This is a genomic window from Carnobacterium divergens DSM 20623 (assembly GCF_000744255.1).
In the GTDB taxonomy this organism is placed as follows: domain Bacteria; phylum Bacillota; class Bacilli; order Lactobacillales; family Carnobacteriaceae; genus Carnobacterium; species Carnobacterium divergens.
Genome location: NZ_JQLO01000001.1, coordinates 1,384,558 through 1,397,692, shown reverse-complemented (window position 1 = coordinate 1,397,692; position 13,135 = coordinate 1,384,558). Strand labels below are relative to the sequence as shown.

The 13,135-nt window shown below is 34.6% G+C and carries 11 protein-coding genes, 12 tRNA genes and 1 pseudogene; 21 read left to right on the top strand and 3 right to left on the bottom strand.

The window, feature by feature from the left end; translation table 11 throughout:
- Positions 1-12: 12 nt before the first annotated feature.
- From BR52_RS06855 to BR52_RS06780, 16 genes are all read left to right on the top strand, one after another.
- Positions 13-102, top strand: a tRNA-Ser gene (locus BR52_RS06855).
- Positions 103-114: 12 nt separating this feature from the next.
- Positions 115-186 (top strand) — tRNA-Glu (locus tag BR52_RS06850).
- 11 nt (positions 187-197) lie between these two features.
- Positions 198-270, top strand: a tRNA-Val gene (locus BR52_RS06845).
- Positions 271-336: 66 nt separating this feature from the next.
- A tRNA-Asp gene (locus BR52_RS06840) sits at positions 337-410 on the top strand.
- 30 nt (positions 411-440) lie between these two features.
- A tRNA-Phe gene (locus BR52_RS06835) sits at positions 441-516 on the top strand.
- Between the two features lie 5 nt (positions 517-521).
- Positions 522-605: transfer RNA gene (locus BR52_RS06830), tRNA-Tyr, on the top strand.
- 26 nt (positions 606-631) lie between these two features.
- Positions 632-705, top strand: a tRNA-Trp gene (locus tag BR52_RS06825).
- A 15-nt stretch (positions 706-720) separates the two neighbouring features.
- Positions 721-793: transfer RNA gene (locus BR52_RS06820), tRNA-His, on the top strand.
- Between the two features lie 49 nt (positions 794-842).
- A tRNA-His gene (locus BR52_RS06815) sits at positions 843-915 on the top strand.
- Between the two features lie 10 nt (positions 916-925).
- Positions 926-997, top strand: a tRNA-Gln gene (locus BR52_RS06810).
- Positions 998-1,022: 25 nt separating this feature from the next.
- A tRNA-Cys gene (locus BR52_RS06805) sits at positions 1,023-1,093 on the top strand.
- Between the two features lie 38 nt (positions 1,094-1,131).
- Positions 1,132-1,215 (top strand) — tRNA-Leu (locus BR52_RS06800).
- 120 nt (positions 1,216-1,335) lie between these two features.
- Positions 1,336-1,566 carry a hypothetical protein gene (locus tag BR52_RS06795; RefSeq protein WP_051915654.1) on the top strand — a complete coding sequence of 77 codons (231 nt, stop codon included), beginning with the start codon at positions 1,336-1,338 and terminating at the stop codon, positions 1,564-1,566.
- Positions 1,567-1,779: 213 nt separating this feature from the next.
- On the top strand, positions 1,780-2,622 hold the full coding sequence (gene licT, locus BR52_RS06790; protein ID WP_034570693.1) for a BglG family transcription antiterminator LicT: 843 nt from the start codon (positions 1,780-1,782) through the stop codon (positions 2,620-2,622).
- 147 nt (positions 2,623-2,769) lie between these two features.
- Positions 2,770-4,668: a beta-glucoside-specific PTS transporter subunit IIABC gene (locus tag BR52_RS06785; protein WP_034570691.1), complete on the top strand. Its 1,899-nt coding sequence runs from the start codon at positions 2,770-2,772 to the stop codon at positions 4,666-4,668.
- A 95-nt stretch (positions 4,669-4,763) separates the two neighbouring features.
- Positions 4,764-6,230, top strand: a complete 1,467-nt coding sequence (locus BR52_RS06780; protein ID WP_034570689.1) for a glycoside hydrolase family 1 protein — start codon at positions 4,764-4,766, stop codon at positions 6,228-6,230.
- Between the two features lie 77 nt (positions 6,231-6,307).
- Here the strand turns inward: BR52_RS06780 and BR52_RS06775 are convergent, their stop codons facing one another.
- From BR52_RS06775 to BR52_RS06765, 3 genes are all read right to left on the bottom strand, one after another.
- Positions 6,308-6,706 carry a VOC family protein gene (locus BR52_RS06775; RefSeq protein WP_034570687.1) on the bottom strand — a complete coding sequence of 133 codons (399 nt, stop codon included), beginning with the start codon at positions 6,704-6,706 and terminating at the stop codon, positions 6,308-6,310.
- Positions 6,707-6,797: 91 nt separating this feature from the next.
- Positions 6,798-7,649, bottom strand: coding sequence for a MurR/RpiR family transcriptional regulator (locus BR52_RS06770; RefSeq protein ID WP_034570685.1), 852 nt, complete (start codon positions 7,647-7,649; stop codon positions 6,798-6,800).
- A 100-nt stretch (positions 7,650-7,749) separates the two neighbouring features.
- Positions 7,750-8,589, bottom strand: coding sequence for a Cof-type HAD-IIB family hydrolase (locus tag BR52_RS06765; protein WP_034570683.1), 840 nt, complete (start codon positions 8,587-8,589; stop codon positions 7,750-7,752).
- 267 nt (positions 8,590-8,856) lie between these two features.
- Here BR52_RS06765 and BR52_RS06760 point away from each other — a divergent pair, with 267 nt between their 5' ends.
- The 5 genes and pseudogenes from BR52_RS06760 (at position 8,857) to BR52_RS06740 (ending at position 13,135) form a co-directional block, all read left to right on the top strand.
- Positions 8,857-9,663, top strand: coding sequence for a GNAT family N-acetyltransferase (locus BR52_RS06760; protein ID WP_034570680.1), 807 nt, complete (start codon positions 8,857-8,859; stop codon positions 9,661-9,663).
- An 80-nt stretch (positions 9,664-9,743) separates the two neighbouring features.
- On the top strand, positions 9,744-10,298 hold the full coding sequence (locus BR52_RS06755; protein ID WP_034570677.1) for a TetR/AcrR family transcriptional regulator: 555 nt from the start codon (positions 9,744-9,746) through the stop codon (positions 10,296-10,298).
- A gap of 99 nt (positions 10,299-10,397) precedes the next feature.
- A pseudogene (locus tag BR52_RS06750) lies at positions 10,398-11,315 on the top strand (DUF5692 family protein).
- A 161-nt stretch (positions 11,316-11,476) separates the two neighbouring features.
- The gene (locus BR52_RS06745; protein WP_034570674.1) at positions 11,477-12,475 is read left to right on the top strand and encodes an ROK family protein; all 999 of its coding nucleotides are present in this window, start codon (positions 11,477-11,479) and stop codon (positions 12,473-12,475) included.
- Positions 12,476-12,499: 24 nt separating this feature from the next.
- Complete coding sequence (locus BR52_RS06740) at positions 12,500-13,135, top strand: sugar O-acetyltransferase (protein ID WP_034570670.1); 636 nt, start codon at positions 12,500-12,502, stop codon at positions 13,133-13,135.

Sequence of the window (13,135 nt, the reverse complement as noted above, 5' to 3'; positions counted from 1 at the left end):
TTAAATGAATCTGGAGAGTTGTCCGAGCTGGCCGAAGGAGCACGATTGGAAATCGTGTAGGCGGTGAAAACTGTCTCAAGGGTTCGAATCCCTTACTCTCCGTATCAATAAATAGGCCCGTTGGTCAAGCGGTTAAGACACCGCCCTTTCACGGCGGTATCACGGGTTCGATTCCCGTACGGGTCATAGTTTTATCTGGAGGTTTAGCTCAGCTGGGAGAGCATCTGCCTTACAAGCAGAGGGTCAGCGGTTCGATCCCGTTAACCTCCATTATTTTTTAATCATAGTGTTTGATACAATTAAAAAATATAAATGTGATATAAAAAATAGTATTTTGGTCTGGTAGTTCAGCTGGTTAGAATGCCTGCCTGTCACGCAGGAGGTCGCGGGTTCGAGTCCCGTCCAGACCGCTTTAATAATTTAATGTTTTTCCCTAGTATGGCTCGGTAGCTCAGTTGGTAGAGCAATGGATTGAAGCTCCATGTGTCGGCAGTTCGATTCTGTCCCGCGCCACCATTTTTGGAGGGGTAGCGAAGTGGCTAAACGCGGCGGACTGTAAATCCGCTCCTTTGGGTTCGGCAGTTCGAATCTGCCCCCCTCCACCATTTTTTTATGTTTTTTAATTTAATACAGGGGTATAGTTTAAAGGTAGAACAGTGGTCTCCAAAACCATTAGTGTGGGTTCAATTCCTGCTACCCCTGCCATTTTTTATTGTTATGGCGATTGTGGTGAAGTGGTTAACACAGCGGATTGTGGTTCCGCCACGCGTGGGTTCGATCCCCATCAGTCGCCTTTAAGGTATTTTTATTTTATTATTTTATTATTTTCTATTTTTATGATGGCGATTGTGGTGAAGTGGTTAACACAGCGGATTGTGGTTCCGCCATGCGTGGGTTCGATCCCCATCAGTCGCCTTTATATTATTGGGCTATCGCCAAGCGGTAAGGCAACAGACTTTGACTCTGTTATGCGTTGGTTCGAATCCAGCTAGCCCAGTTTTTTATTAATATTTTTAAATGATGGCGGTATAGCCAAGTGGTAAGGCAGAGGTCTGCAAAACCTTCATCACCGGTTCAAATCCGGTTACCGCCTTTATCATTGTTTAAAAATACTAGCTTTTTGTTAATTATGCCGGCGTGGCGGAATTGGCAGACGCGCTGGACTCAAAATCCTGTGCCCGCAAGGGCGTGCCGGTTCGACCCCGGCCGCCGGTATACTAGCAGTACCAACGTTTCTAACGATGCGTTGGTACTTTTTTTATTTTTTGTTATAATATAGTCAATTAACCAGTATTTTAGTACAGCAATCATAAATATGAAGGAAAGAAGGATAAAATGATTAAATCAATTGATAAGAGAAATAGTTTTAAAGAAACGCCTTTTGACTATAGTATTATTAAAGATAATAAAATGATGATATATTGGCATAGAAAACATATTAAAACTATAACGGGAAAAGAATTTGTGAAAGTTAAAAGTAAAATAGAACTAGCTGTAAATCAAGATGAAATACAATTAATTCTTGCTAAACTCACAAGAAATTTTAAAAGAGGAAATGAAAAATAGAATTTCATTCATAAGGAGTTATTTTTAGAAAGGATTGACATTAAGCGCTTACAATGTTAATGTATATAGTATAAATAGGATTTACATACAACATATGGATAGTGATTGTTTCGGCAAGCTAAACCTAATACAACGTTTATAGTAAGGGGTGAAAACTTCTTTGACTATGAAGGTGTATTGGGTTTTTTTCATGAAAGGCGGGGTGTGAAAGAAATGCTAATAGAAAAGATTCTAAATAATAATGTTGTGATAACAAAAGATCGCTATGGAAATGAGATTATTATTATGGGACGTGGCTTGGCTTACTGCAAAAAAATTGGGCAGAAAATTGAAAAGGATAAAATTGACAAGGTTTATCGATTAAGTAGCGATGAATTGTCACAAAAATTTCAAGAGCTGCTCTTAGAATTGCCTATTGAGTATTTAGCAATAGTTGATCAAATCATTGATTATAGTAAAGAAATGTTAGAAACGGAACTCAATGATTCTATTTACATTTCCTTAACAGATCATGTTTTTACCTCTATGGAACGAAAGAAAAATGGACTGCAAGTTCGCAATGCATTACTCTGGGACATTAAACGTTTCTATCCAAAGGAATTTAAAATTGGCATGAAAATGATTGAAAAAATAAAAGAACATTATGACATTGATCTTCCAGAAGACGAAGCAGGCTTTATTGCGTTGCACTTAGTTAATGCTCAAACTGGAAATTCTGAAATGAACAATATGTACGATTTAACCAAAATTATCCAGGATATTATGAATATCATTACGTATTATTTTAAAATCACCATTGATGAAGATTCGGTCTATTTTTATCGATTTACTACACATTTACGATTTTTTATTTCGAGAATGCAGTCCAATAAACCTTATAAAAATGAGACTGATGAGGATTTGTTAGATATTGTACGAAAAAAGTATTGGAATGCCTATCAATGTGTCGATAAAATTGCTGAATTTTTAGCAGTCAATTATCATTATGAAACATCCACTGATGAACGTTTATACCTAACCATTCATATTGCAAGAATTGTTGAAAAGAATGGCTAGTCATAATATAAAATTAAAAAAGGGAGGTCAGAAAGCTAGCAGGTAAGGTAAGTAGGAATTGAAAAAGACATGAAACATTTGGATAGTGACATTCAGTTGGCTAAACCTTCAATTAAACTATTTTATTAATTATTGGAGGAAACAAAAATGGGGAAATATCATGAATTAGCAGAAAAAATTGTAGCAAATGTAGGCGGAAAAGAAAACATTAATAGCTTAACACATTGTATTACAAGATTGCGTTTTAAATTGAAGGATGAAAGTAATGCAAATGATGACATTTTAAAAAATATGGATGGCGTTGTAACCGTTATGAAGAGTGGTGGACAATACCAAGTAGTCATTGGCAATCACGTTCCTGCTGTCTATGAAGAGGTAGTTAGTATTGCAGGTTTGTCTGGTGATACTGAAGAAGAATCATCTGGAGGAAGTATTTTTAATCGTTTAATCGATATTTTAAGTGGCTGTTTTCAACCTTTTTTAGGCGCTTTAGCAGCAGCTGGGATGGTAAAAGGATTTAATGCTTTATTGGTTTTCTTAAAGCTATATTCAAACACATCTGGAACCTACACGATGTTAAATGGTATTGGGGATGCAATCTTTTATTTTATGCCTGTTATTTTGGGTTACACTTCAGCTAAGAAATTTAAATTGCATCCAATGGTAGGAATTGTGATTGGGTCAGCGTTGTGTTATCCGGCTGTTCAAGGAAGTGCGCTGCAAGCTGTTTTCGAAAGCACTGCTGGCGCTGGTGCGGCAGCTCCTTATAGTTTATTGGGATTACCCGCTTATGATACATTTTTAGGAATTCCTTGGGTAGGCGGTAGCTATACAAGTAGCGTTGTGCCTGTAATCTTTATTATTGCCTTTGCTGCTCAAATTCAAAAGTTATTTAAAAAAATTATTCCTGAAGTAGTTCAAACATTTTTAGTGCCATTTTTTGTCCTATTAATTGCTTTACCAATTGGATTTTTAGTAATTGGTCCAATTATCAGTATCTTAACTGATTTACTAAGTAGCGGATTCCAAGGATTAATGTCTTTTTCACCCGCATTATATGGTCTTATTCTTGGATTTTTCTGGCAAGTCCTGGTTATCTTTGGTTTACACTGGAGCGTTGTGCCTTTGGCTATTATGCAAATTACGCAAGAAGGTTTTAGTCAAGTGTTAACAGCTTCATTTGCAGCAAGCTTTGCTCAAACAGCTGTTGTCGCAGCGATGTTCTTTAAATTAAAAGATAAAAAAATAAAAGCCCTATGTCCACCAGCAATTATTTCAGGCATCTTTGGTGTAACGGAACCGGCGATTTATGGAATCACGTTACCAAAGAAAAAACCGTTTATTTTCTCAATGGTAGGAGCCGCAGCAGGTGGTTTGTATTTAATGTTAAATCAAGTTACTTCCTATACAATGGGCGGTTTGGGGATTTTTGGTATTTTAAACTTCATCAACGGGGAAGATGCTAGTGGTGTTGTAAATGGGGCAATCGGTATCGTTATTGCTGTTGTAGTAGCCTTTATATTAACGTTCTTCTTTTGGAAAGATGATGTGGTAGAAGAAGAAATAGAAATTGAAATTCCAAAAGTGATGAATAAAGACATTATCACATCTCCTGTGAAAGGAACGGTTGCGTCACTAAGTACCTCAAAAGATGATGCTTTTTCATCAGGTGCATTAGGTAAAGGGGTAGTGATTTCACCTGAAAATGGAAAAGTAGTAGCCCCATTTGATGGGACTGTTATGACTGTTTTTCCAACAAAGCACGCAATTGGTCTAATTTCTGATAATGGAATGGAGTTATTGATTCATATTGGACTTGATACAGTTCAACTAGAAGGAAAGTATTTTGAAACATTTGTAAAGCAAGGAGACAAAGTGACACGTGGTCAAACACTAGTTACCTTTGATAAAGAAGCAATTGAAGCAGCTGGATTTAGTACAGAAATTCCAGTTATTATCACTAATAGTGATGATTATTTGGATATTTTAGAACCTCAACAAAAAGAAATTAATTTAAATGATGATTTGATTACTGCGTTAATTTAAATGTAACGAGTGAGCGTGTATGTTGGTGAGTCAATTATTGACATACACGCTTAAATAAAAGAGCAAAAAATAAATTTAAAAGGAGCGATTGAACAATGGGATTTCCTAAAAATTTTCTTTGGGGCGGAGCTACAGCGGCCAACCAATATGAAGGTGGGTATTTATCTGGGGGAAAAGAACCAAGTACTCTAGATGCGATTACAGGTGGTAGTCATACGACATCAAGAAAAATTACTTACAAAACAAAAGAGGGCAAGATTGAATCTGTTACGAGAGAAAAGTCTTTACCAACAGGAGCAATTGGTTATATTGATCCAGAACAGTATTATCCAAGTCATGTTGCTACAGATTTTTATCATCATTATAAGGAAGACATTGCTTTATTTGCTGAAATGGGTTTTAAATGTTTTCGTCTTTCAATTAACTGGTCACGGATTTGTCCTAAAGGAACGGATAAAGTCAATGAAGAAGGATTAGCTTTTTACGATGCAGTATTTGATGAGTTGTTAAAATACAATATCGAACCGGTTGTTACGATTAATCATTTTGATATCCCTATGTACTTAGCAGATGAGCTTGATGGGTGGTCAAATCGTAAAGTGATTGATTACTTTTTATTTTTCTGTGAAACGATATTTAAGCGTTATAAAGATAAAGTGAAGTACTGGATGACTTTTAATGAAATTAATTTTTTAAGAAGTTGGACGCAAATTGGGATTCATGATAGCAGTCTTCAAGGAAAGTATCAAGCTGCCCATCATTTGTTTGTTGCTAGTGCGAAGGTAGTTAAGTTAGGGCATCAAATAAACTCTGATTTTCAAATTGGAATGATGGTTGCTTATATTCCAAGCTACCCAATGTCTTGTCGACCAGAAGACGTGATGGAATCCGTTCAGTTTAATCGTGAGCAAGAGTTCTATATTGATGTTCAAGTGAAGGGTTATTACCCAGCGCATAAGCTAAAACAATTTGAGCGTGAAGGGGTAGTGATTAAAAAAGAAGCAGGAGACGATGAACTGATAAAAGAAGGAACGGTGGATTATATTGGTTTTAGTTATTATATGTCAACCGTATCTTCTGCCAATCCTGATAAGGTGAAATTTGTAGGTGGAAATCAAATGCCAGCAGTGAAAAATCCTTATTTAGAAGAATCTGATTGGGGTTGGGGAGTCGATCCATTAGGTTTGAGAATTTCATTAAGTAAATTATACGATCGCTACAATATCCCACTATTTGTAGTCGAAAACGGTTTTGGTGCAGTCGATACGGTCGAAAGTGATGGGGCAATTATCGATGATTACAGAATTGATTATTTTAAAAAACACGTTGCAGCAATGAAGGATGCGATTGATTTGGACGGGGTCGATTTAATCGGCTACACGCCTTGGGGATGTATTGATCTTGTATCTGCGGGTACCGGTGAAATGAAAAAACGCTACGGCTTTATCTATGTTGACTTAGACGACCATGGTCAAGGAACCTTAAAGCGAAGTCGTAAAAAATCCTTTAATTGGTACAAACAAGTTATTGCAACAAATGGTGAAAAGTTAGAAAATAATTAAGAGTTGATTGAAAATTTTGCTACAATTAAATACAAGAAACGCCCCAAAAAGAAAAGTTCTTTTTGGGGCGTTTTTATTTATATAGACATCCAGGTTGGCTCTAGCATATTTCCATCGGGGTCTTGCACTTCAAGACCAAACATTTGATCTTCAGGAATTCCCATCTCAACTTTGTAGTAGTTTCCACCATTTTGTTTTGCTGTTTCAGCGAACTTTTTAACAGCATCGGCACTTTCTAGACTAAAGGCCACAAGTGTACCACTGGTAGTTTTGGCATCTGCAATTTCTTTCCCATTAATAAATTGACGATAAAAATCATGACTTAGTAGCATAATCCAAAAATTTTCATCCCAAACCATTGAACTGCTTGTTTCATTCGAAAAAGCCTCGTTCTTTGTGAAGCCTAACTTCTCATAAAATTCAGTAGAGCGCTTCACATCGGATACTGGAAAGTTAACAAAGACCATCGTTGACATAAAAATCCCCCATTCTTTTTTGTAAAGTTGATTACGCACAAAGCATCTCATGAAGGAGCATTTTTGTCAAAAAATAAGTACACTTAATCTCTTAAATTAAGTGAGGGTTCATTTTTTGATAATTTGCTAGTTTATACGCGATATTTTTTTCATAATCTATGTTGAAATAGCTAAGATAAAGAATATCAAAAAGATACATTAGTGACATCCTTGTAGAAAAGGATGAAATTTTATGGTAGTGGTTTTCAAGAGAAGAAAAAAGAAAAGTACTATCAACTGGCTCCTTAAGCAAGGGACTATTTTTTGATGTAATGAGCAAGATTTTGCACTTATTTCTTTTTAAGATTGTAAATAATTCAGGAATATTCGCACCTCGGCCTTCAAATGAAACAATAATGGCTAAATGTTTAGGAGTACTATTTGCGGCGGTTAAATGCTGAGTGTAGTTGTCTTTTGGTACATTGACTGTTTTTCCGATTTCTTGCATTTGAAATTTAAAATTTTCGGCAAAAAATATATTCGCTGAAGTCGTATAAATATCAATTATTTCAGCCTTTTGTAATAGGGTACGATTTAGCATTAGGCTTTCAATTTCATTCGTATCAATGGTTGATTGCACGGTTTGTTCATAAACCAGTTGTAAATTTTTCATGACGGAAAAATTAGTATCTTCTGAGGAAATAGGATAATTAATATCAATAATTGGGTCAGACGTATGGGCATTTAAATATTTGACGAGTTCTAGTTTTAAGTCATTTAATCCATCGAGGTTTAGTTTGTTAATTAAACGATAAATGGTAGAAATAGAAACAAAAGAGGCTTCTGCAAGTTCTTTTGGTGACAGGTAAATCACTTTTTCTGGAGCTGTTAAAATAAATTGAACAAGTACGTTTTCACTTGTTGTAAGGGAAGATAATGTTTTGAGTTTTAAAAGAAAATTCATTGGTAGACCAAACCTTTCTCTGGTAGTTTAATTCTAGTATAAACTACTTTCCCTTCTTAAGCGCAAAAAAGATAAGATGTTAAAATCTTATCTCTTATTTTTAAAGTAATTCAGCTAATGCTGCTGCAATGCCATCTTCGTTATTGGTTAAGGTGATTTTATCTGCACTATTTTTTAATTCATCCACAGCATTTCCCATAGCAACTCCCATGCCAGCATAATGAATTAGAGATAAATCATTATGACCATCACCAAATGAAATAATATGTTCAGGGTGAATGCCTAAAGGTAGTAAAGTTTTATCTACTGCATAAGCTTTATCAATTCCTTGATCTGTAAATTCAAAATACATTGGTGCTGAGAACACGCCATTGACAGTATTTTTAAAGGGAGCTAAGATATTTTCCCAATTTTTATTTAAGTATTCAGGTTGAGCGGCTATTAAAATTTTATGCAATGGAAAATCAACAAAAGCAGCTAAGTCATTTTTTTCGCATAATTGGAAATTACCACCCCTTGCCTCATACTCAATGATATTAAATAATCCCATTTGAGAGTCTAAATGTAATAGACCATTATAAACGTTATTGACATACATATAATTATCTTTAGCAATCATTGGAAGTACATCAAACTGTTTTAAGTGTTCTAAAATTTGTTGACTCGTTTCAATTGAAAGAGGTTGACTAAACAATTCTTTTTTTGTGGCAACGTCAATAACATGAGCTCCATTATAAGAAACTAGCATGCCATTATAGTGAACCATTTGTAATTCTTCTACATATTTCCACATGCCAGGGGTAGGTTTGCCAGAGGCAAGTACAACTTTAATTCCTTTTTTTTGAGCGCTAATTAAGGCTTCTTTTGTTCGTTTCGTTAGTTTTTTGTCATCATTTAAAAGTGTGCCATCGATATCTAAAACAATTGCTTTTACATCCATGATCGTTCCTCCATTTAGTTTTAGTTTCAATAGAATTTGTCCTATTTAAACTTATTATAAAGGAAACTGGCATAAGAATAAGCAGATTGATTGATTTTGAAAGATTTTTCTCAATAATGACGTGATTCAGTTGAAAAACTGATCTTTTTTTTTCATGAATTACTTTATAATAAACTTAGCTAGCCGATAAAATTTCATTATCAAAGTCTATGTTTTCCAGCATGAATCAAGTATGATTAAGGTAAAGAGTATAAAAGGGGTGGGATTGTGTTTAGAAGCTATAAGAATGTTTCCGCAAGAGAAAGAACCCAAGTTTGGAATAATGGTTTTTCAGATTATATGTTTCCCATTCATATGACACAAGAACAGTTGGATCATCGCTTATCTAGTCTATCTATTTCGCAAGAATTAAGTAAAATACTTTTTGTAGATCATCAACCGGCAGGGATTTATCTTCATGGAGAAGGTGTTTTTTCTGGTGAGAAGATCGCCTGGCTAGGTGGAATGGCTGTTGATTCAAAATTTCGTGGTCAACAACTTTCTGTTAAGCTGCTACATGAATTTGAAACTACTGCCAAAAATAGAAACACTGAAATGTTGTATCTTGAAGCAATTGATGGAAATGACCGAGCTATTTTAATTTATCAAAAATTTGGTTTTGTACCATTATGTAAAGTCTTAGTGTTAGAAAGTCAAGAAGTGTATCCTCTGAAAACTCACCATGAGATAAAAAAAGTTGAAATGCTAGAGGAAATCGGAATAATAGAAGATAACACGACTCTTTGGCAAAATAAATCATTTCATGGCTATGATTGTATAGGGATTTATCAGGATAAAAACTTGGTAGGCTATGCTGTCGTGAGTGTTAAAGAAGATTGTTTGGTGTTTCATCAATTAGAACTTGAAGAGGCTCATACACAAATAAAAAGCGTCTTAAGTGCATTTCAAATAACATATGCTCCTCAAAAATGGATTGGAAGCAATTTAGTAGCGGATGAACCAACAACGCAAAGTTTAGTGATAAATGGTTTTAGTGAAGTACTATCCCAACATCAATATAGTAAAAAAATTTAATGATCCTCCTATGTGAAGCTAAGCTAGGATAGATTTATATTAGAGATTTGTAAATTTATAAAAATAAGGTGGTGTTTTTCTTGGCAAAAGACCAAACAAAAAAACTTTTAGCAACCTCCCTTAAAGCAATTATGTTAAAAAAACCGCTAGATAAAATTACAATTCAAGAATTAACAGAAGAAGCTCATGTTACACGAAATACCTTTTATTATCATTTTTCAGATATTTATCAACTTGTGGAATGGATTTACGATCATGAAATTGTAAATGGACTGTCTGAATATCAGCATCTTCGTAATTGGCATAAAGGCTATGAGATGTTATTGAATTACGTTTTGGCGAATAAATCCTTTTGTTTAAATACCTCTCGTTCGTTGGGAAGAGATTTATTGGAAAACTTTTTATTTACTGTGGCTTCGCAAATGTTAGTTGGAGTGATTGATGAAATCAAACCAACATTGCCTGAATCGTTAAAACAAGAAATTATTCATTTTTATGGTTGGGCACTTGTAGCACAAATTACACAATGGTTAAAAAATAATTTAAATGAACCGAAAGAAGACATTTTACTGCGGACAGAAACAATGATGAATGGCGCCATTTTAAAATGTGTAAAAAAGAATCAAACGGTGTAAATTTGGGCAAATCACTGACATTGCCTATAGATTAAAACGCCTTCATCCCTGCATAATAGGAGTGTAGTTAAGTTACTTTTATGGAGGAGTTGGAGGAAAATGTTTTTATTTCAAGATGTCACATTAGTTGATTTTTTAATGTGGATTGCGGTTGTTGCAGGTCTTATGATTTTAAATGAATTTGCACGTAGCAACAAGTATGTAGCTCTTATTTTATTTATTGCGTTGCCGATTATTTTAACGGTATTTGTTTGGCCAACAACGGCTGGACCAGGCTCAAGTACTGGAACGTGGTTCCATTGGGTGAAAGTTTATTCAGCGTTGGCTGGCTGCTTAGGATTTTTAGCTTTGCGCCATATCAAGAGTTTGTAAAGCAACAAATGGGCGCTAGCTTTCCCTGCTTTTATTTTAGCTTTTAATATTTGTGAAGCGGTTATTCGTGATTTTCAAGTAGCCAGTTTACATGGCATGGTAGATGGCGTGTTTATGAACGGTGGACCTTGGAATATTATGAATGGCATTGCTGGAATCATCAATATTGTAACGATTTCTGGTTGGTTTGGAATTATTATCAGCAAAGACAAACAAAAAGATATGATTTGGCCAGATCAATTATGGTTTTGGATTATTGCTTACGATGTTTGGAATTTTGCTTATGTTTATAATTGTGTTGGGGATCATTCATTTTATGCAGGAGCAGCGTTATTAATTTCTTGTACAATTCCAGCCTTCTTTATCAAAAAAGGAGCTTGGTTGCAACATCGTGCTCATACATTAGCTTTTTGGATGATGTTTACTATGAGCTTCCCTGAATTTGTCACAAGTTCAAAATTTGCTGTTCAATCCACCCATTCGGATGGAGCCTTGATGACGGTTAGTGGAATTGCATTAGCAGTGAATATTGCGGTATTAGTTTATCATGTTTACCGTATTACCAAATACAAACGCAATCCATTTACTCAAACTGTTTATGATGGATTAGCTGCTTCTGATGAAGTGATTAAAGAAAATAGTTAAATTAAAAAATCTATTGATAGAGAATTCTCTGTCGATAGATTTTTTTTAATAAAAAGGTGATTTTTAAACTATGTTTATAAAGTTTTGTTGATTATGCTATTTTGTTGTGTTAACATTTTAAATGTAGTTAATAAAGTTTCGAGATAAAAGGAGGGCATTAGGTGAAAGCTAGTAAACCACAAAATGTAAAAGAAAATAATCTCATGTTTTTAAAAACTGTAATCAAAGAAAATGGTCCCTTATCGCAACGTGAAATAGCAAAACAAAGTGGCCTGAGTATTGTGACGATTAATAAGTTAGTTACTTGGTTACTTGAAAGAGACGAAATCAAAGAAGCAAAAAAATTAGTAACAACGGGTGGTAGACGTGCAGTTTCTTATGAGTATAATGCTGAATTTAAATTATTATTAGCTATTCAATTAATTGAAAAAAATCACAAATTTGTTTTTTTATTTCATGTAACCGATTTATTTGGAGAAATAGTATCAGAAGAAGAAATTAGTGGGAGTTCATTGTCTTGGGCTGGATTTAAAGAATATGTGAGTTCTTTTCTAGATAAATTTCCTAAAATTGGTGGAATAATGTTAGGAATACCAGGAGTTGAAATTCATGGAGAGTTAAAAATCTTGGACTTTCCACCATTGCTGAATTTGAATGTCCGAAAAGAATTACAAGAAGTTTTTCATTTGCCAGTTGGAATTGAAAACGATATCAATACTGCAGTTCGAGGTTATGCTGACTGGTTGCCAGTCAAGCATGAAATTTTAGTAGGCATTTACTATCCTGATGATTTTCCGCCAGGTGCGAGTATTTTAATAAATGGGAAGATTTTTAAAGGACGCAATGGACTTGCAGGTGAGATCAAACATTTGCCGTTATCTGTTGACTGGGAAATGGGATTGCTCGATAAAATAGAATTTAATAAAAATAGTCAAGAAGTAATTCAAACTATTATCAGCATGTATGACCCTGATAAAATTATTATTTATACAAATGAGCGTATTGTTTCTCAAGAAGAGTTGGTCCCTATTAAAGAAAATTTAGCCGAAGTTTTCCCATATATTGAGTTGCCTGAAATTGCCAGTTCGGTCAGGTTTAGTCAAGACTATTTAAAGGGTTTGATTATACAGGGAATTGAATTAATAGAGTTAGCAGAATAAAAACAAAAGGTAGGAGCTGGAAAAATGAGAACGGAAAAAGAAAAAATGCTAGCAGAAGATTTATATATAGCCAATGATGAAGAACTTGGTCAAGATGTGAAAAAATCTCGTCGACTGACTAGACTTTTTAATGGTACGACAGAAGAACAATCTGATTATCGAAAGATTTTGTTAAAAGAGCTTTTAGGTGAAGTAGGAGAAAAGTATCACATTGAGCCACCATTTCATTGTGACTATGGTCAGCATATATCAATTGGAGATCATTTTTATGCCAATTTTGATTGTGTTATTTTGGATGTAGCGAAGGTTTCAATTGGAAATAATGTGATGTTTGGTCCAAAAGTAGCTCTGTTTACAGCTAGTCATCCTATTGATCCTATAGTGAGAATTTCAGGTTTGGAACTGGGCAAGCAGATTAAAATTGGAGACAATGTTTGGATTGGAGGAAATTCAACGGTCAATCCAGGTGTAACAATTGGGGATAATGTTGTAATAGGATCTGGATCAGTAGTAACAAAAGACATTCCTAAAAATGTAGTAGCAGCTGGAAATCCTTGTCGTGTTATAAGAGCAATTGATGAAAACGATAAAGTGTATTGGGAAAATTTACAGGAAGAGTATTGGTTAGAGTCAAAAAAAGCTAAAAAGGAGTTATTATAG